The 17,028-nt window shown below is 30.4% G+C and carries 37 protein-coding genes; 33 read left to right on the top strand and 4 right to left on the bottom strand.

Going from position 1 to position 17,028, the window contains the following annotated elements; all coding sequences use genetic code 11:
- Nucleotides 1-143: 143 nt before the first annotated feature.
- The gene (locus B5X81_RS08270; RefSeq protein WP_079490887.1) at nucleotides 144-836 is read right to left on the bottom strand and encodes an HIRAN domain-containing protein; all 693 of its coding nucleotides are present in this window, start codon (nucleotides 834-836) and stop codon (nucleotides 144-146) included.
- A 474-nt stretch (nucleotides 837-1,310) separates the two neighbouring features.
- On the bottom strand, nucleotides 1,311-1,865 hold the full coding sequence (locus tag B5X81_RS08275; RefSeq protein ID WP_079490888.1) for a helix-turn-helix domain-containing protein: 555 nt from the start codon (nucleotides 1,863-1,865) through the stop codon (nucleotides 1,311-1,313).
- 165 nt (nucleotides 1,866-2,030) lie between these two features.
- On the opposite strand from B5X81_RS08275, the gene B5X81_RS08280 reads away from it, so the two are divergent.
- The 26 genes from B5X81_RS08280 to B5X81_RS27340 all read left to right on the top strand — a co-directional run bounded on the left by B5X81_RS08280 (nucleotide 2,031) and on the right by B5X81_RS27340 (nucleotide 12,792).
- Nucleotides 2,031-2,261: a helix-turn-helix transcriptional regulator gene (locus tag B5X81_RS08280; protein ID WP_079490889.1), complete on the top strand. Its 231-nt coding sequence runs from the start codon at nucleotides 2,031-2,033 to the stop codon at nucleotides 2,259-2,261.
- A 61-nt stretch (nucleotides 2,262-2,322) separates the two neighbouring features.
- Complete coding sequence (locus B5X81_RS08285; RefSeq protein ID WP_079490890.1) at nucleotides 2,323-2,517, top strand: helix-turn-helix domain-containing protein; 195 nt, start codon at nucleotides 2,323-2,325, stop codon at nucleotides 2,515-2,517.
- A 70-nt stretch (nucleotides 2,518-2,587) separates the two neighbouring features.
- Nucleotides 2,588-2,824 carry a hypothetical protein gene (locus tag B5X81_RS08290; RefSeq protein WP_079490891.1) on the top strand — a complete coding sequence of 79 codons (237 nt, stop codon included), beginning with the start codon at nucleotides 2,588-2,590 and terminating at the stop codon, nucleotides 2,822-2,824.
- Between the two features lie 23 nt (nucleotides 2,825-2,847).
- A complete protein-coding gene (locus tag B5X81_RS08295; RefSeq protein WP_079490892.1) occupies nucleotides 2,848-3,030 on the top strand; it encodes a hypothetical protein in 183 nt (60 codons plus the stop codon).
- A 54-nt stretch (nucleotides 3,031-3,084) separates the two neighbouring features.
- Nucleotides 3,085-3,264: a hypothetical protein gene (locus B5X81_RS08300; protein WP_079490893.1), complete on the top strand. Its 180-nt coding sequence runs from the start codon at nucleotides 3,085-3,087 to the stop codon at nucleotides 3,262-3,264.
- Nucleotides 3,265-3,309: 45 nt separating this feature from the next.
- A complete protein-coding gene (locus B5X81_RS27325; RefSeq protein WP_170917329.1) occupies nucleotides 3,310-3,450 on the top strand; it encodes a hypothetical protein in 141 nt (46 codons plus the stop codon).
- A gap of 87 nt (nucleotides 3,451-3,537) precedes the next feature.
- Nucleotides 3,538-3,972 carry a helix-turn-helix domain-containing protein gene (locus B5X81_RS08305; protein WP_079490894.1) on the top strand — a complete coding sequence of 145 codons (435 nt, stop codon included), beginning with the start codon at nucleotides 3,538-3,540 and terminating at the stop codon, nucleotides 3,970-3,972.
- A 26-nt stretch (nucleotides 3,973-3,998) separates the two neighbouring features.
- Nucleotides 3,999-4,355 (top strand): hypothetical protein, encoded by a 357-nt coding sequence (locus tag B5X81_RS08310; protein WP_079490895.1) that lies wholly within the window; start codon nucleotides 3,999-4,001, stop codon nucleotides 4,353-4,355.
- Nucleotides 4,356-4,488: 133 nt separating this feature from the next.
- Complete coding sequence (locus B5X81_RS27330) at nucleotides 4,489-4,641, top strand: hypothetical protein (RefSeq protein ID WP_170917330.1); 153 nt, start codon at nucleotides 4,489-4,491, stop codon at nucleotides 4,639-4,641.
- Nucleotides 4,642-4,686: 45 nt separating this feature from the next.
- The gene (locus B5X81_RS08315; RefSeq protein ID WP_079490896.1) at nucleotides 4,687-4,968 is read left to right on the top strand and encodes a hypothetical protein; all 282 of its coding nucleotides are present in this window, start codon (nucleotides 4,687-4,689) and stop codon (nucleotides 4,966-4,968) included.
- Between the two features lie 10 nt (nucleotides 4,969-4,978).
- Complete coding sequence (locus B5X81_RS08320; protein ID WP_079490897.1) at nucleotides 4,979-5,173, top strand: hypothetical protein; 195 nt, start codon at nucleotides 4,979-4,981, stop codon at nucleotides 5,171-5,173.
- A 25-nt stretch (nucleotides 5,174-5,198) separates the two neighbouring features.
- Nucleotides 5,199-6,155: a ParM/StbA family protein gene (locus tag B5X81_RS08325; RefSeq protein ID WP_244282053.1), complete on the top strand. Its 957-nt coding sequence runs from the start codon at nucleotides 5,199-5,201 to the stop codon at nucleotides 6,153-6,155.
- Nucleotides 6,142-6,468 carry a hypothetical protein gene (locus tag B5X81_RS08330; protein ID WP_079490899.1) on the top strand — a complete coding sequence of 109 codons (327 nt, stop codon included), beginning with the start codon at nucleotides 6,142-6,144 and terminating at the stop codon, nucleotides 6,466-6,468. The genes B5X81_RS08325 and B5X81_RS08330 overlap by 14 nt, the downstream gene beginning before the upstream one ends.
- A 318-nt stretch (nucleotides 6,469-6,786) precedes the next feature.
- A complete protein-coding gene (locus tag B5X81_RS08335) occupies nucleotides 6,787-7,806 on the top strand; it encodes a hypothetical protein (RefSeq protein ID WP_079490900.1) in 1,020 nt (339 codons plus the stop codon).
- Entirely contained in the window at nucleotides 7,772-8,536 is a 765-nt protein-coding gene (locus tag B5X81_RS08340; protein WP_244282037.1) for a DnaA ATPase domain-containing protein, read from the top strand. Before B5X81_RS08335 ends, B5X81_RS08340 begins: the two co-directional genes overlap by 35 nt.
- Nucleotides 8,537-8,547: 11 nt before the next feature.
- Nucleotides 8,548-8,781, top strand: a complete 234-nt coding sequence (locus B5X81_RS08345) for a hypothetical protein (RefSeq protein ID WP_079490902.1) — start codon at nucleotides 8,548-8,550, stop codon at nucleotides 8,779-8,781.
- On the top strand, nucleotides 8,781-8,912 hold the full coding sequence (locus B5X81_RS28385; protein WP_280175256.1) for a hypothetical protein: 132 nt from the start codon (nucleotides 8,781-8,783) through the stop codon (nucleotides 8,910-8,912). Before B5X81_RS08345 ends, B5X81_RS28385 begins: the two co-directional genes overlap by 1 nt.
- Nucleotides 8,913-9,066: 154 nt before the next feature.
- Nucleotides 9,067-9,327, top strand: a complete 261-nt coding sequence (locus B5X81_RS08350) for a hypothetical protein (RefSeq protein ID WP_079490904.1) — start codon at nucleotides 9,067-9,069, stop codon at nucleotides 9,325-9,327.
- Nucleotides 9,328-9,547: 220 nt separating this feature from the next.
- Nucleotides 9,548-10,345, top strand: a complete 798-nt coding sequence (locus B5X81_RS08355; RefSeq protein ID WP_079490906.1) for a DNA adenine methylase — start codon at nucleotides 9,548-9,550, stop codon at nucleotides 10,343-10,345.
- Between the two features lie 39 nt (nucleotides 10,346-10,384).
- On the top strand, nucleotides 10,385-10,714 hold the full coding sequence (locus B5X81_RS08360; RefSeq protein WP_079490908.1) for a hypothetical protein: 330 nt from the start codon (nucleotides 10,385-10,387) through the stop codon (nucleotides 10,712-10,714).
- A 31-nt stretch (nucleotides 10,715-10,745) separates the two neighbouring features.
- The gene (locus B5X81_RS08365; protein WP_079490910.1) at nucleotides 10,746-11,009 is read left to right on the top strand and encodes a hypothetical protein; all 264 of its coding nucleotides are present in this window, start codon (nucleotides 10,746-10,748) and stop codon (nucleotides 11,007-11,009) included.
- 158 nt (nucleotides 11,010-11,167) lie between these two features.
- Nucleotides 11,168-11,806 carry a hypothetical protein gene (locus tag B5X81_RS08370; protein ID WP_079490912.1) on the top strand — a complete coding sequence of 213 codons (639 nt, stop codon included), beginning with the start codon at nucleotides 11,168-11,170 and terminating at the stop codon, nucleotides 11,804-11,806.
- 65 nt (nucleotides 11,807-11,871) lie between these two features.
- Nucleotides 11,872-12,045, top strand: a complete 174-nt coding sequence (locus B5X81_RS27335) for a hypothetical protein (protein WP_170917331.1) — start codon at nucleotides 11,872-11,874, stop codon at nucleotides 12,043-12,045.
- Between the two features lie 9 nt (nucleotides 12,046-12,054).
- Nucleotides 12,055-12,375 carry a hypothetical protein gene (locus tag B5X81_RS08375; RefSeq protein ID WP_079490914.1) on the top strand — a complete coding sequence of 107 codons (321 nt, stop codon included), beginning with the start codon at nucleotides 12,055-12,057 and terminating at the stop codon, nucleotides 12,373-12,375.
- A gap of 16 nt (nucleotides 12,376-12,391) precedes the next feature.
- Entirely contained in the window at nucleotides 12,392-12,628 is a 237-nt protein-coding gene (locus B5X81_RS08380; protein ID WP_079490916.1) for a hypothetical protein, read from the top strand.
- The gene (locus B5X81_RS27340; RefSeq protein WP_170917332.1) at nucleotides 12,628-12,792 is read left to right on the top strand and encodes a hypothetical protein; all 165 of its coding nucleotides are present in this window, start codon (nucleotides 12,628-12,630) and stop codon (nucleotides 12,790-12,792) included. Before B5X81_RS08380 ends, B5X81_RS27340 begins: the two co-directional genes overlap by 1 nt.
- A 65-nt stretch (nucleotides 12,793-12,857) precedes the next feature.
- Here the strand turns inward: B5X81_RS27340 and B5X81_RS27345 are convergent, their stop codons facing one another.
- Nucleotides 12,858-13,022 (bottom strand): hypothetical protein, encoded by a 165-nt coding sequence (locus B5X81_RS27345; RefSeq protein ID WP_170917333.1) that lies wholly within the window; start codon nucleotides 13,020-13,022, stop codon nucleotides 12,858-12,860.
- A gap of 94 nt (nucleotides 13,023-13,116) precedes the next feature.
- Between B5X81_RS27345 and B5X81_RS08385 the strand changes: the two genes are divergently transcribed.
- Nucleotides 13,117-13,377 (top strand): hypothetical protein, encoded by a 261-nt coding sequence (locus tag B5X81_RS08385; RefSeq protein ID WP_079490918.1) that lies wholly within the window; start codon nucleotides 13,117-13,119, stop codon nucleotides 13,375-13,377.
- An 18-nt stretch (nucleotides 13,378-13,395) separates the two neighbouring features.
- On the opposite strand, the gene B5X81_RS08390 is transcribed toward B5X81_RS08385, so the two are convergent.
- Nucleotides 13,396-13,764, bottom strand: a complete 369-nt coding sequence (locus B5X81_RS08390; RefSeq protein ID WP_079490920.1) for a hypothetical protein — start codon at nucleotides 13,762-13,764, stop codon at nucleotides 13,396-13,398.
- A gap of 106 nt (nucleotides 13,765-13,870) precedes the next feature.
- Between B5X81_RS08390 and B5X81_RS08395 the strand changes: the two genes are divergently transcribed.
- The 6 genes from B5X81_RS08395 to terS all read left to right on the top strand — a co-directional run bounded on the left by B5X81_RS08395 (nucleotide 13,871) and on the right by terS (nucleotide 17,028).
- A complete protein-coding gene (locus tag B5X81_RS08395) occupies nucleotides 13,871-14,191 on the top strand; it encodes a hypothetical protein (RefSeq protein WP_079490922.1) in 321 nt (106 codons plus the stop codon).
- Between the two features lie 21 nt (nucleotides 14,192-14,212).
- On the top strand, nucleotides 14,213-14,347 hold the full coding sequence (locus B5X81_RS27000; protein ID WP_139380284.1) for a Com family DNA-binding transcriptional regulator: 135 nt from the start codon (nucleotides 14,213-14,215) through the stop codon (nucleotides 14,345-14,347).
- A 59-nt stretch (nucleotides 14,348-14,406) separates the two neighbouring features.
- Nucleotides 14,407-14,922 (top strand): sigma factor-like helix-turn-helix DNA-binding protein, encoded by a 516-nt coding sequence (locus B5X81_RS08400; protein ID WP_079490924.1) that lies wholly within the window; start codon nucleotides 14,407-14,409, stop codon nucleotides 14,920-14,922.
- Between the two features lie 144 nt (nucleotides 14,923-15,066).
- Nucleotides 15,067-15,231, top strand: a complete 165-nt coding sequence (locus B5X81_RS27350; RefSeq protein WP_170917334.1) for a hypothetical protein — start codon at nucleotides 15,067-15,069, stop codon at nucleotides 15,229-15,231.
- A gap of 4 nt (nucleotides 15,232-15,235) precedes the next feature.
- Nucleotides 15,236-15,862 (top strand): tyrosine-type recombinase/integrase, encoded by a 627-nt coding sequence (locus B5X81_RS08405; RefSeq protein ID WP_079490926.1) that lies wholly within the window; start codon nucleotides 15,236-15,238, stop codon nucleotides 15,860-15,862.
- A gap of 386 nt (nucleotides 15,863-16,248) precedes the next feature.
- On the top strand, nucleotides 16,249-17,028 hold the full coding sequence (gene terS / locus B5X81_RS08410) for a phage terminase small subunit (RefSeq protein ID WP_079490927.1): 780 nt from the start codon (nucleotides 16,249-16,251) through the stop codon (nucleotides 17,026-17,028).

The following is a 17,028-nucleotide window of genomic DNA, read 5'->3' on the forward strand; positions in this document are numbered from 1 at the left end:
TGTTTTACCCAACCAAAAAATTAACGACAATTATATTTTAAAAAGTATTTTCAGATATATCATTACCATGGATTACGGTCAATGGCTAAATTTGAAAAAGATAAGTAAAATAACATAACTAAGTTAGGATTTTATATCTAATTTTAATAGTATAAATCAATAGTAACTCCATAGTTCAAAGTCTTAGTTATTACTTTTTCATTACCGTCATCATCGATATCGGCATATTTATATTTTCCGCCTATTAATTTCCATTCGATGTTATAATCAGAAGAAATAATATCTAATACTTTTTTGTTTATATCTTTAGGGACATAACCTATATGGCCAATATCTTCGTGTATTACTTTTATAGCATTAGGATCATATGGGTTATCTGGTTCAGGTTCAAATTTTATTTCATGATCACCATATATGTCAGCTTCATATACATTCTCATAAGATTCTAATATTTCTTTTTTAGTCATATCTTCATATCTATATCCAACCATTTCTATGTGTTCTTTCACAAAGCCCTTTATGAGCTTTTGAATATTTTGATTTTGGTCATTGGTTTTAGAAATTCCAGCAACATTAAAATATATATGATTAGAATTTTTAGATGGAGATTCATTATCAAGATTTTCAATAGTCAATTTACTATCAGGATTATCATTATTAAATTCATTATTTAAATTATTACTAGCTAAATTATTACTATCTAAATTTTTATTAGCTTTTTTCTTTTTATAATAGAAAAAAGTTCCTATTATCATTAATAAAGCTATAATTGGAGCTTCCATCAAAACTACAAAGAAAACTAAAAAAAGAAATACACTCAATAAAATTTTTTTCATAACTATTCCCCCTCGTTAAATAAATTTTAAATGCGGTGAGTTTATTTTTATTATATAAAAGTTATTTATTTATATTATGTAATACAATAATAATGAAACTAGCGAGACTTTTATATAGAAACTCTCTAAAACACTATTAGTATAATACACCACCCATGTCGAAACCAAGTAAAACAAGTCGAATAATAAAATAATAGCGAATTTTTTATAAAATAAAATCATTTTACAAAATAATAACCGAACAAATCTATTGAATTAAATAAAAACTAATGGTAAAATATACATAACAAAACACGAACACGAGTTCGCCGAATTGCCACTGGTAAAAATCAAAAGGGGGAACTGTTATTGGACAAAATAGAAGAGGAAGATTTGATGAGTGTTTTGAGAAATATACAAAATTTAAAAGATGAAGAAGTTGATTATATAATTAATAACTTCATATACAAAATAAAAAAAGCATGATAAATTTTATTATTTATCGTGCTTTTTCTTTAACTTTAATATTTCTATAGCAGCATTTTCACCATGTTCAAAAATTAAATCAATAATATCTAGAGTAATGGGATCATTTTCATCTAAAATATTATTTTCCATCAATTTTTTTCTAATCCTATCAATAATTTTCCAACTTAATAAACGATCCTTTGATTTTTCTCTAAATTCATCCATCATGATATTTAGATATTTTTCAGGAATAGGTTGATCAAATTCTATAAGTCCTTCATTTACTAATTTATTTTTAATTTTATTTGAAATTTCATCATATGATTTATATTTATTATTTTGATTATCTAAGTTACCTTCAGGATTTATGATTAATTTTCTATGGTCTGTTCTACCAAGTAAATAATCAATAGAAACATTAAAAAAGTTAGAAAGAAAAGTTAATGTTTCAATATTAGGTTGTATTCTACCTGTTTCATATTTTGATATATTTGCCTTAGTGATGTTTAACTTTTGAGCAAGTTCTTCTTGAGTCATATTCATTTCTTTTCGTAATTGCCTTAGTCTGCTTTGAAAATTCATTTTATCAACTCCAATTTCTTATATAGATATTTTACACTATCCAAAATGGAAACTAAAGAAAGTATCCAAAAAAGAATATTTTTAATATTTAACTATTGACAGTTTCCAAAAAAGATACTATAATAACAGTATCCATAATGGAAACTTTTTAAAGGAGGGAAGAATATGTATGATAACCTAAGAGAAATCAGAAAAAGCAAATCAATATCTGCTTCTCATATGAAGAAGCTTTTAGGATTAAAGACTGAAGGAGCATACTATAAAAAAGAAAGTGGGATAATTAAGTTTTCACTAGATGAAGCAAAAAAAATTTCTGAAATGCTGGGAATGAAAATAGAAGATATTTTTTTTGGCAATAAAGTTTCCATAAACGATACTTTTCATACGAGTGCATAATTATTTATCTGGTATTTGACAACACATAAAAAGATGTAAATATTAGCAGGAGCTGAAAATTATGATTCTCTATATTAAAGAAACAAGAACCCAAAAAGGCTTATCACTATCAGAACTAGCAAAAAAATCCCAAGTATCAAAAAGCTATTTATCAGAAATAGAAAATGGCATAAAGACAAATGTTTCATATGTAGTTATCTGCAAGCTGGCCCACGCATTAGGTGTAAGAGCTACAGAATTATTTAGTCGTGAGTAGCCTTTAATATTATTTTAATAAATTTATCAGCTTAGAAAAGCTGTAAATTATGGAAAGGAGGCTAGCAAAAGTGCAAACAAAACCTGATAAACAAACTTACAATCCTATTGAGCTAAGCAAAGAAGCCAAAATTAAAAGATATTATATTAAAAAATTTGAATCCATTACTGAAGCAAAGGCTGAAAAATTAGTTGATGAAATCTTTGAGCTTATGAAAGAATCTAAGATCACATATGGTGACGCATATGTAGTATTAGAGAATACAAGAGCTAAGATTCAGAAAATGTCAGAGTTTCAGTACTTATAACCTTGCTAAAAGGAGGTAAAAAATTGAATGATAAATCACTAAATAAAAGTCTAAAAAAAGCAAATGAATCTATTGCAAAGTTAAAGAAAATGGTTGCTGAACTGGATGGCGAAATTCCAGAACAGCAAATAGAAGTTTTAAAAAATGAAATACAAACTTTAAAACTCTGGAAAAAAAGAGTAAAAGAAATTTTTAATCAACAATAACACCATAAATATTTATTATTCCCATAATTTAGACAGTCAAGGAGGTTATGAAAAATGCAAATAGAGAAATATCCAGTAAACCTAGAAATAGACTTCGATATCTTTGGCAAAGATGGTGGTGCTGTATTTGGTGGCTTAAATATAACAATAAGCCTAAGTAATAATTACTATCCAGTAGAAGATATTAGAACAGCACTACAAGAAGCATTTGAAGTAATTTTAACTCATTATTAATCTTTTAATCTTAAAAAATAGCAAATTAACGAAAGGAGGCAAACAATGACTACTGGCACTGATACAGTAATTTATACAGGCAAAAAAACTGAAGAAGAATTAAAAAAAGAAATAAATAAATTAATCACTACATTTCTCATTGAATTAGAATCTGAAAAATCCAATGATGAAGATGGAGTTGCCTAGTTAAAAAAACATAGGAAGGCAGAAGCTCCTTCCAGACAAGTGAGATTGTTCTTATTATTATTTTACCTCGAAAGGTGGTGAAATAGAATGAAATCATCATGCAAGAGCATATACAAATTAGCTAGAAACTATGCAGGATTAACCCAAGAACAAGCAGCACAGTTGATGAATATAGGTGCTAGGACATTAGCAGGTTATGAATCACTAAAACCAATTCCAAATAACTACATAGTTGAAAAAATGGTTAGTGTATATGAAGCTAAATGGTTGGGATATGAACATCTAAGATGTTCCTCAGAGCTTGGAAAGAAGTGTTTGCCAAAGATAAATATTGACAATATTGCACAGTCAATTCTATTACTACAAAAAGAATCAGAGGATGTTGAAAATATAAAATCATCTATGATCAAAATTGCTTGTGATGGAAAGATAGAAAAACACGAAGAGTCCCAGTGGAACAAAGTCACAAAAGAACTTCAAGAAATGGCAGGAGCAACATTATCAGTAGTGTTTTCAAGATGAGATTTTAAAAGGGAGGTCACGAAGTCATGGATAAAGAGATGAGATTATTCAAAATGGCAGAAATGAAGCCTAGAAAGCACAGCAGAAATAATGAGACAAAAAATATTACTGAGATTGATGTTTCTAGAAGAGCCAATGTGCATTTATCTGATATGTATTTTAAAGAAAATATTGTTAGCAGAATAGAGATTTTTAGATTTGAATGTGATGATAGCGATAAGAGTTATATGTTTGTACAGATATTCATGGGCAATATAGAGATTGCATATCAGATATTTTATTCAGATGTTGTTATTGAGACTGAGTATGCTGAAGATGTCCATGGAAACAAGTATATAAGAAGCTTCCACATAAGAGAAGCTAGAAACTATGACTATCAATAGAAAGGGAAGGCAATCATGAAAGCTGTATTTTACACAAAAAAAGAGACCCTTTAGAAAAGGGCATTAAGAAAACTTTCTAGCCCTATTATATCATGATAGGGTTTTAAAACCAAATAGTTAGGTGGTGAGTAGATTGAACCAAAAAGAGATTTTAGAAAAGCAGATAGAAATACTGCTATCTGCACAAGAAAAATGTTTAGAGACACGCTCTTGTGAAAATGTTGTGCCAATTGCAAAGACAATTGTTGAAATAACTATTCTGTTGGAAAGATATTCTGATTCATAATTTCTTGAGAGGCATTGAGTAAATTATTGAAAGGTGGAATAAAAGTTGATTAAAAAAGAGATTTTAGAAAATCAATTAGATATATTAGAGAGATACAAGCAGACCACTATGGAAGTTGCAAAGGAAATCATTTTCGAGTTAAAAAAAGGATGTAAAACCTATAAAGAAGTTGATAAAAACTTATATATTTTCAAGAAAACAATTACTTTTTCGTGTGATTGGAAGAATTATCAGCATCTAATTAGTATAATTAGCGAACTATTGGAAAATGAGAAGAACGATTTGCTTTTAGAAAGTCCTTCAAAAACAGTACAGATGATGGATTAAGGTGATTTATATGAATAATAGAGAAATGATGTTAAAGCAGATAGAAGCAACTTTAAAGCAGGAGAAAGATTATCTAAAAGTACTTGATAAGAAGCTAAATGATCCTAATGTTACTGGATCAGCTAGAGAAAAAGTTCTTATATTTAGAGAGGCATGTATCAATGCCATAGATAGACATGAAAAGGCTAGATTGCAGTATGTGTAAAAAGGAGGAGAGAGTTTTGAAAGTAGTGAGTGTAGATCCAGGAAAGGACAGCACAAAGTATGCATATACAGGCGAAGATAGAAAAATAAAAACAGATCACTTTAAAACAAGAATGACTGTTCTAGATGATCTAAATAACAATGACATAATCGGTGAAGACAGCTTCAAGGTTGAATATGATGGAAGTACCGTTGTATTAGGTAATCAAGGAGAAGTAGATGCGGCAGATGAGAGAAGTAAAAAGAACAGGATTCACAAAATTGCAACCTTAACAGCTATTGCTCAAATGTTAGGCCCAGAGGAGAAGGAAGTAGTTCTTGTTAACAATATTCCTTCAACCAGTTATAAATCAAAGCAGCTTAAGCAAGAATACATGGAATTTTATAAAAGCCAGGAGGAAATCCAGATTACAGTTAATGATATACCTTACAACTTTAAGATAGTTGATGTTCTTTTCCTTCCTGAGAGTGTTGGATGTATTTTTCATTACCCTCAGTTGTTTGAGGGTAAGAGCTGCATTATCGATATAGGTAAATACAACATAGGACTTGTTGTTGTAGAAAATTGTTCAGTTAAATATATGACTACTTTAGATTTTGGGGGTACTGAGCTAGAGAATAGAACCATAGAAAAATTGGAATCAAAGTTTGATAAGGGAATTAATAGAGATAAGATAATTGATTATCTAAAAAATGGATACATAGAGTCTTGGGGCGAAAAAGTTAAAGGGTCTGAGGAAGTTATAAGCCAGTGCAAAATTGAATATTTAAATGACATAATCAAGGAATCAGCAAAGAAGAAGATTACATTTGAAACTATGGAAAGGCTTAATTTTATTGGTGGAACCTCCCTACTAATAAGGGATGAAATAAATTCTCATACCAAGTTTTCAAAGCTGAGCAATGTTTTAAATGATGCTAAGGAAGTAAGCGTTATTGGCAATCTATTATTTGGAGAGAGAAAATATAATGGCAAAATCTAGAACTCAGCTCATATCAGTCAAAGATGAATTCGATGATGTATGGGACTTAATAACTTTACTTAAAAAAGACAAGAAAAATTTGTCTGATTATATTTGCAGGGCTATTAGATTTTATGAAAAGCACAGAGGTAAGTCTGAAGCTAATCTTACTGAAGAAAGAGTGAGATTAATTGTAAAAGAAGAATTAAAAATTATTCTTGATGGCATGGAGATTGTAAAAAAGAATGAAGAACTAAATATTGATGACATGCTAAAAAATAATAGTTTTGAAGCAGCATTTAGCAGCTTTGAGGATAATGATGATGAGAAGTAGTTATATAAAACTTATATAAGACTTATATAACAATTCAGTTACTATTTTAAAAACTTATATAAAGTTTATATAAAACTTATATAAGTGGTGAGCCAAATGGATATTAGGAAGGTGATAATTTGAAATCCAATTTAGCAAAACTAAGGCGGGGCTATAAACCCCGCAAAGGCAGAAGCAGATTTGTCATGACACTAGCTGCTCTGTTTATAGCTATAGTATTGACAATATATATTATCTTTAATCCTCCTATTTTCATATATAGGGGCCAGGGACTTAAGTCCCTGCTCCAAACTTTGTTATAAAGGGGGTATGTTAATCATGCAAAAAATAAATACAGCAGTAATAGAAGTAAAGGACCTAGCTCTTGATGGCAACATTATTGATAATGGTTGGATTGAGAATTTACGGTATGACAATGGTAAGCCCAATATGAATGCAATACTTATTCTCAGTGAAATTTATTACTGGTATAAACCAACCCTTATTAGGGATGAAGCCACAGGTAAAGCCATAGGATACAAGCAGAAATTTAAGGCTGATAAACTTCAAAAGAGTTATCAAGCACTAGGAGACCGGTTTGGTATTAGCAAAAGACAAGCGAAGCTCGCATGTGATTTTCTGAAGGAAAAGGGACTTATAGAAATTGAGTTTAGAACTATTGTAGTAAATGGTAAAAAGCTAAACAATGTAATGTTTATACAGCTAATACCAGGTGAGCTGAAAAAGATTACTGGCATTGACAGAGTACTGGTAAAAGATGACCCCCCTGTTACAACAGAATGTAAGAGGGTGTTACAACAGGATGTAGGAGGCTCCTACAATGAAATGTACCACCCTCCTACAACAGAATGTAAGACAAATACAAAGACTACACATACAGAGACTACTACAAAGACTACTAACAAAAACAATATACGTCAAATTCAAAATTTGCGTCTTAGGTATTCAGAAAATCAACTGAAAATTATTGATGAATATTTTGATATTTTACGATGGACCAGGAAGCATGGGAAGATTGCTGACAGTGTTATTTTGAAAATATATAAAAAATGGCAGGAGTATAAGGTATCTGCTGTAATGTATGCGCTGAGTATTTATATTAACAATCCCAAACATCACGATAAAAAAGAAAATTACTGCTACGGAATAATGAGAAATGCTGCAGCAGAGCAGATTGCAAATTATCAATATGGAGGTGGTAACAGTAATGGAAAGCACAGCCAAGATACTGAAAAAACAGGGCCTTCAGAAGAAAGTCTACGACTTGAAAGAATTGCAAAAGAAAAAGGGCTCGTCGGAGCAGATGGAACAATCAAAGATACAGAGTGCAGTTTCTAGTTGTAGATATGGCAAGTGTGATGGTTCAGGAATGATAATCGATAAAGAAAACAACACCGTAAAATTTTGCAAATGTCGTGAGGACAGCATACATGAAAGAAGGCTAAAGTTCGCAAATATACCCAAAGAGTTTAAAGAGCTGACATTAAACTCCTTTGACTTAGATTTATATGAAAATAGTGAAAGTAAATTTAGAGCTGCAATGGCTAAAAAGGCAGCAGTAAATTTTGTTAAAAATTATGATCTTATGAAGCAGCTGGGTAAAGGCTTATTTTTCTACAGCTATGTAAAGGGATCAGGTAAAACAAGACTTGCAGCAAGTTTAGGAAATGCACTTGTTAATTATAAAAAGGTTAGAGTGAAGTTTATAACTACCTTAGACCTTTTGGAAGAGATAAAAAATACATATAGCAAAAATAGTGAAATAACACAAAATGAGCTGCTTAATGCAATAAAAAATGTTGAGGTCTTAATAATTGATGATATTGGAATAGAAGAAGATAAGCAGTGGGTAAAAGAAATATTCTACAACATTTTAAATGGTCGAATGGTAGGTAAGAAGATAACTATATTTACTTCAAATTTAGCCATTGAAGATCTTAAGCATGATGAACGTATAAAAAACAGAATAGAAAGAATGGCCACGCCAGTATATCTGCCAGATGAAAGCGTAAGAAGTAAATTAGCAAAAAAAGAAAATGAAGAAATCCAAGAATTGTTGTTTAGTTAGAAGGTGATTATATGAATGCTCAACTACCTGGACAAATAGGAATTGAATTCTATTTTAATCAGCATTTAAAAATAAGGCCTAAACCTAATTGGATTGGAAAATTACCAAAGAATTATTATTGGTGTCCCTATTGTGGCGAAATAAAGAAGTTTAAGGTTTTTAAAGGTTATAAAAGATGTGAATTATGCCACATATCAATGAAAGATTATTATGTTAAAAAATTTAATAAATTGGAGTTGATTTGATGGATAGAGGAGGCATAATTAGAAAAATTGCTGAGGAGGCAGTACGATTATATTTTGATGGATACAGTGAAAAAGAAGCTTTCAATAAGGCTAAAAAAATCTATGGATGGAAAAATGAAAGTGAACAGTAATGACTTTGTAAAAAGCATAAAACGTGAGGTTATTTGTAATGAATGCAGTTCTAAAATTAATAGAAATAGCAGCTGCTATGTAATACCTGTTATGAGGAATGGCGGTTATTATTTAAAATTTATTTGTTTAAATTGTGAGGAGGTAGCGAATTAAATGGCTAAGTATATAAGAGCTGTTCCAGAAAGAAAAGATATGCTTAAGAAAAGCGAGCTGAAAGTTAATCTAGATATTGGTGACAGAGTATCTGTTAAGTATAAAGAAAAGGGCAGACACGGCAAAAAAGAAGTAAAAGGAAAAGTAATCTTAAACGATATGAAGCATCCATATTTTCAGATACATACTGGGCATGTGCGTAAGAGCTTTTTGAAGGTGGATGTGGTTATTGGTGCTATTGAGGTTAAGAGGATAAGTTGAGTTTGTGTTTAGTTTTATTAGAACTAAGTAAATTATTTTAGAAAGGATGATAATTAAGTGAAAAATAAAAAAAGCTTTGCAAGAAAGATAGTAATTGCAATTCTTGAAAAGCTTATTACGGTAGTGATTCCGTCTGTGGTAGTGACAGTTGTGTTGTGGTTGATGTTGAACTGAGGATAGTAGGATTAAAGTTGTAGTTAACTCATAAAGGGGTGAGACTTTGAAAGTTTTAAAATGGCCAGGGGCGAAATGGACTTTATCATCAAGAATAATTAAATTAATGCCAGAGCATAAAATTTATCTTGAACCATTCTTTGGCTCGGGAGCAGTATTTTTTCAAAAGGCACCTGTTAACACTGAGGTACTGAATGACTTAGATTTACAAGTTACAAATTTATTTAAAGTTATTAGAGATAATCCTCAGGAACTTGCAGAAAGAGTATATTTTACACCTTATTCAAGGGATGAATATAGAGAATCATATAATGTTGAGGGTGATGAAATAGAAAGAGCTAGAAGATTTCTAGCAAGATCCAATATGGCCAGAGCAGGAATGCAATATTACACTTCCAGCTGGCGACATGCAGGACCGGTATTAGGGGCCAAGTGTAAACAAAGAGTTACGGGAGATTGGAATAGAATACCTCAAAGAATACTTGAAGCAGCAGATAGATTGAAAGATGCAGAAATTGAAAATACAGATGCATTGAAACTTATTGAAAAATATAACCACAAAGATTGCTTGATATATGTGGATCCGCCATATTTATTAAGTACCAGAAAACAAAGATATTATAATGTTGAAATGACTGATAATGAAGAACATGAAAAGCTTATTAAGTTATTAAAAAAGCATTCAGGACCTGTAATGTTAAGTGGATATGATTCAGAATTGTATAATGATCTATTACCGGGATGGACTAAACACGAATTTAAAACTAATGCTGAACAGGGGAAAAGAAGAACGGAAATATTATGGGTAAATTATAGGCAATATGAACAAATATCAATGCTATAAGTGCAGTAAAGGTGATACTGACTGAAAGGAGAGAAATAAGTGAATTGTCGACAACTAAGCTTCTTTCACAAACTCGAAGATTTCTCAATGTATGATGGCTATGAAGTTAAAGACAATGTAAATATTAAAATAGAAACTGGTGCGTTAATTAAGTTAGTCAAAGATCAAAAAGCTTATCTTGTTACAAGGCATAAAGATAATACTTTTAGTATCGACTTGCCTAATGAACATGGTGGAGCATTTGGATTTGTAATAAATTGTAATCAATTTAAAAAACACTTTAGATATTTAGGTAGAAAAATTTATCCTAAAAGAAAGGAAATTTGGGATGGCAAATCATGGATTAAAAATCCTGATTTTTCAAACTAAGGTGCTAGTTAGAGAAGGAGGAGGAATTCGGATGAAAAGAGTAAGAAGAGAAAAATTATATCCTATCATAAAACGAATAAAACCTTTTTTCTGGAAAGAATGCAGATTCTGCAATAGAGAATTCAAGAGAGAAATTGGATATGAAATTGAAGATATGACCGTAGTAAATCCAAGGGTTTTTTGGTCATACTGTTGTAACGAATGTGCAAAAAGTATTGATGATGTAGCAAAGTTAGTAAACAGTGCAAAATTAAGAAAACCGCCACGCTATCTAACAAATGGCATTAAAAAATAGATTAAATAGAATATTAACGGAGGATTGAATATGAAAGTAATCCAATGCAATGTTAGAACCTGTAAGAACAACAAGAACGGGTTTTGTTATTCCCAAATAGTCTATATAGGTGAAGATGGGAACTGTAAAGAAAAAAATAAACAATAAAAGGAGAGATTATGTTTAGTGTATGTTCTAGATACAAAGAATGCTCAAAACAAGAGTTTTGTATTCACCCAGATGAGGAAATAAAAAAGGAATGTAGATATAATTTAAAGCTAAAAAAAGGGATTAATTTCTATAACAAAAGTAAATATGAAGGTGTATTTTTAGTAATAAATAGAAGAATGTTTTATATAGGACGTAGAAGTTCCTATGGAAGTTACACATATGATCTAAGAGAAGATGAAAAAGAAACTGTTATTCCTAAATTGAAAGGGAAAGGTATAACTATTGAAAATAGAACTAGATACAATTTATGCAAAAATCATTTTACATCTGACAGCAATAGAGCTTGCTGCATTGTCATTTTGACTATTGGAGATAAGAAATACAACATAAAGAATTTTAATACAAGATGCATTATTCATGATACCGCAATACAAGTCAGGGACTATCTAAGAGAAAAAGGATTTTTAGCAGCAGTCCAGGTTAATGGTGCAATATCTGTAGATTATAAAAGTGAAAATAGAGATAAGAAAGGAAAGAAAGCCTCTAAAAAAGAGAAGGTACAAGTTAAACAAGAAAAGAAATTTAAAGCTGCTGGGCCTGATGTTTTAGAAGGGCAGATATCTATGTTTGAGTTGTGGGCTATTTGATGAAGCAGTGCGAGAAATAATATTTAATGGTGTCGACTATAGAGTTGATACCCAAGGAGGCAAACATGAAGTGTAAAACATGTGAGTATGGCAGTTGCACAGGCACAGAGGTAAAGACGAATAGAGAAATATATGATTGCAAACATGGGAACACATTGACATATATAGGTTATAGCAAGGATAAATGTGAAAAATGGGAAGAAAGGGATTTTAAAGTTATTAGGATATTTGGAAAGTGAGGGTTTTGAATGGATTATAAAAAGTTAAATAATAGCTTAATAAAAGCTAGAAAAGCAAGTATGAAGGCAGGAAATATTGAAGATGGAGGAACTGCTAATTTAGATTGTGTATTCTTAAGATTGCCAAGAGCTAGGGAAGACAAGGTACTAGAAACTATAAAGGGAGCGGGGTTATATTGTAGAGGTAAAAGAAAATGGATAGGCAACGGATATATGATATCTCCAGTAGGGTGTGGAATTGCTAATAGCAGAAATAGAGCAATGGAAGCTATGAAAAAAAGTCTAGAAGATGATGGATATGATGTTCTTCCATATTATCAAATGGACTAGAAAGTGAGGGGGCAGGATGAATGTAATAAAAGGTGATTTAGGAGATATAATTAATGAAAATAAAAAATTAAATACTTTTTATGATAAAGCAAATGATAAAATAGCAGATTTACAAGCACAGAATCGTGATTTAGTGGAGTTTGTTCAAGATTTCTACGGTGTAATAATTAAAGATAATAGCTCGGTTGAAGGGTATGAAAAACTAATTGTAAAGTCTATTGAATTGTTAGATAAACATGAGGGGGTTCAGTAATGTTTAATTCAAATAAATATTTTTTTCTAGCATATGGACTTGTTTGGATATCAACAAGTATTGCAGTATCTACAGCAATATGTATTACTAAATCAGCAATACCATTATGGACTATGTTTATACCTTTATTTGTAAACATGAGTACTGGAAGTAAAGGTAATTAGAACTAACTGAGGACTTTGTGTAACTATTTAAAATTTAGTTTGTAAGCTGTGTTAGTTCGATTTTTTTATAAAAAATTTAAAAGTGAGAAAGCTATAAATCCTACTAATAAAATACCAAATAACAAATTTCCTGAAAAATCTTTATCATCTTTAATTTTCTTAATTATAGTAATAGTGTTGCCATATAAAATCATTGAAGCAATAATGAAACCATATAATAAGAAAGTCATAGTAAACACTCCTTGTATATACTAACACAGCACTACTATATTTTAACACATGAACAATGGTGAATTGAGGTTACACGTAGAAAGGGGAATAGTGATGAAAATTTATAAAACTTGTTTTGAAGGAAATTGGTGTGCATTTGATAATTTAGACCATGCAAAAGAAATGATAACATGCGATGTTGAATGTGCTGATGATTTCACAAAAGAAGAAGTTGAAAAATATAAGAAAGAAATAAATGATCTAACAGAAGAAGATCTTGAAGATAAAGTATATCAAGCAGGTCCATATTATTTGGAGACTGGAGAAATGGACGAAGAAGAATTTAATAATTTACCTGAGTTTGATGGGTATTAGATCGTAGATACTTTACACTTAACGCCAAGCATAATACAAAAACACTAATAGACCAATTAAACTAATAGTATCAAATATTACTATTTCAACTATTCGGTATTCTTTTTTATCAATAATATATTTATAACGTAAAATATTATCTACTAGTACAAGAATTAAGATTGAAAGAGCAGCACTAATTTTAGCCATTAGTTTACTTGACATTAGCTTTAAAGAGAAGTACCAAATGATTATTAGAGCAAAATTTATTAAAAATCCATTTGAATGAACACCAAAAACATTTGTTTTAGCATTCCCATTTCTAACGGCTTTAATTGATAGAAAAGAACTGAAAATTGCAGTCAATATTATAATTGAACTGTAAATTATATCCATAACTAAATCCATTTGATCACGCCTTTAAGGTTTATTGAAAATAGCATAATAATTATAACATAGCTGTAAATAAAAGCAAAAAATATAGACGTTAAATATAAGATATCAGGAGGCAAATATGAAAATAACATGCGACAACTGTAAAGAAAGCTTTGAGCTAAAAAAACTGAAACAAAGATCATTGGGGGATGAGATCCAAGAGACATATTATAATTGCCCTAATTGCAATAAAGAATATAGAGTTTGTATCACAAATAAGTCAATAAGAGAGCTGCAAAATAAAATTGAACAAAAGAAATTAATCATTCGTATAGAAACTAAAAAAGGCTGTAAGAACATAAAAGAAGTCTTTGAACTAGAAAATCTCATAAAGAAGCATAAGAAAAAAATGGATAAATTAAATAATAGGAAAAGGAGAGTGGGAAGTAAGCAAGTGTAACATCAGCAAAGGGGGATTTTAATGACAGAAATACATTGTAAAAAATGTGGTAGGCTTCTTTGTGAGTGCCAGGGCAAGATAAAAATAAAATGTAGAAAATGTGGAGAGTGGAACTACATAGAAACAAATATAGCGGACCAAGCGTCCCAGGATTGAAATATTATCCTGGGACTATATTTTTGTAGAGAGAAAATAAGACAAGTGAGGTGTAGAGAATGAGAAATAATAGCTCATATAGTAAAACAGAGTGGATATTATATAATCATTTTAAAAGAATTAGAAAAATCGAGAGACTTAAAAGGATTATAGATCATACAGAAAGAAGGATATTACAAATAAAAAGTGATATCAAAGAATGTAGATACGTGCTAAGAGATAATCTTAAGGGGATCAATTATGATACTTTAAAGGTCAATGGAGGAATACAGGAAAAATCTCCAATAGAAAGTATGCTAATTAGAGAAGCTGTTAAGCTTGAGCAAGAGCTGGAAGAAGCACAAAAAAAGAAATATAGACTAAGGCGTAGAATCAGAGATAAGGAAAATAAGGCTTTAGATATAAAGCTAGTATTAGAAAAGCTTGATGATGAGCAGCAGCAAATAGTTAAAATGAAGTATAATGAAGGTTTGTCATTGAATAATATTTCTAGTGTACTATTATGTGATAAAAGCACTGTAAAAAGAAAAAAGGATAAGATAATCAATTTTATAAGTCAAGAATTAGATAGATAAAAAAGTATATGCAACGAAATTGCAACGAAAATGCAATAAAAATCATTATATTTTGTGTTATACTTGCATCAAGTAGAACTATATATTATTTGATTAAATCTCCAGGAAACCCTGGGGATTTTTTGTTTTTAGAAGGTGATTAAATTGGATAGAATTAAGTGGGGAAACAGAAAAGATTACTTAGAGATTAAAAGACAAATGAGAATTGAAATTATAAGGGAAATTCAAGAGACCGTTGGATGTAAGAATTGTTCTAAGTTTAAGAGAATTACTGAAAAGGATTTGCTATATAAAGAAAAACCAAGGTGATATTATGAGCTGTAAAAAACCTAGAAAGAAAAAGAAGCCAGCTAATCCCATAAAAGATAGAGAAAAAGTTTTAGATATTCAGGATTATTTAAAATATAAAAGTATAAGAAACTATGTTTTATTTGTACTAGGAATAGCTACAGGATATAGAGCTGGAGATTTAGTTAGATTGAAGGTTAGGGATATAAAAATAGCTTTGGCCAATGGGTACTTTGAGATATTGGAAGGCAAGAAGGTAAATAGTAAAAACATAAGAAAAGAAAATATCAAACCAAGGGTAGTTAAAGTCATATACAACCTTGAAATAATTCTAAGGAATTATATAAAAAATAAAAGAGATTATGAATATCTATTCCAATCAAGAAAAGGCAGAAATCAACATATTCAAGTAAAGAGAGTAAGTGTGATACTGAAGGAAGCTGGAGAAGAATTTGGACTAAAAAATATTACAGCTCATTCCCTTAGAAAAACTTACGCCTATTCTATTTATAGGGAAAGCGAGTACAATATCACATTGGTTAAGGAAATGCTAGGACACAGCAGCATAGAAGAAACAAAGGCATACTTAGGTCTTAATAGAGAAACCTATGATGAGTATAGTGATACCATAAACAAACTAATCAGGATATGATTAGATTCTTTTTTTTGGACTATGAATGTCTTATTTTTTGGTGGTTTAACATTGACATGCAAAAAATTAAGATATATAGAAGTAGCAAAAAAGAAAAATGAATGTGTGATTCCCTATGTAAATGTCACATTCAAATTACAGTAATAAATAGGGCTTTATCTATTGAATTATCAACATTTAATAAAGATTCTTAGCTAAAAATCAATCCGTAAGTCGTTTAATAGGTTAGTTATACAATACTATTGGAGATTATTTAAACTGCAACAAAAAACTTGATTTTCGGAATGGAACAACTCAACTAGCTTTAAGAAAATAACGTAATTAGAATGGTTAGAAATTGATTAAATAACATAAATAAATGACAGTTTCAAAATTGAGGTGAGGTTATGCCAAGAGCTAGAAACCCAAATAGAGAATTAGCCTTTAAAATATACAGGGAACATCATGGAGATATAACGACTAAAGAAATAGCAGCTAAGCTAAATGAGAAAGTAAGAAATATTACCTACTGGAAGAAGGCAGACAACTGGAGTAAAAAGTATAATCCTAAGGGTGGAGCACCTGAAGGAAATCAAAATGCAGTAGGAAACAATGGAGGAGCACCACATGAAAATCAGAATGCTAGAAAGAATGGATGGTATTCAAAATACTTTCCAACTAAATCTAGGAATCTAATTAAAGAAGCTGAAGAAGCTGGTGGATCTCCTTTAGAAATTCTCTGGGCTCAGATATTAACTCAATGGATAGCTATTATAAGAGCTCAGAAAATAATGTATGTTGAAGATAAAGAAGACAAAACTAAAGAGCTTAAGAAGATTAAATCTCAGTCAAAGCTTGTAGGACCAAAGGATAAGCAAAAAACTGTTGAGGTTTACAGAGAAGAAGAGTATGAAATACAGCAAGCTTGGGAAAAACAAGCCAACTTTTTAAATGCTCAAAGCAGAGCTATGACCACTTTAACTAGGATGATTAAAAAGTACGACGAAATGCTTCACTCCAACTGGGATATAGCGACAGAAGAACAAAAGCTTAGAGTAGAAAGGCTTAAGACTCAGATAGAAAATCCAGAGCTTCAGTACAAGAAGCAGCATGATAAGAAGAAGCTCAAGATGCAGAAAGAACGATTTGAGCATCAAAAGAAAATAGATGAAATGAAGGTGTTTTAA

The sequence above is a fragment of the Maledivibacter halophilus genome, from assembly GCF_900167445.1.
Lineage (GTDB): Bacteria > Bacillota > Clostridia > Peptostreptococcales > Caminicellaceae > Maledivibacter > Maledivibacter halophilus.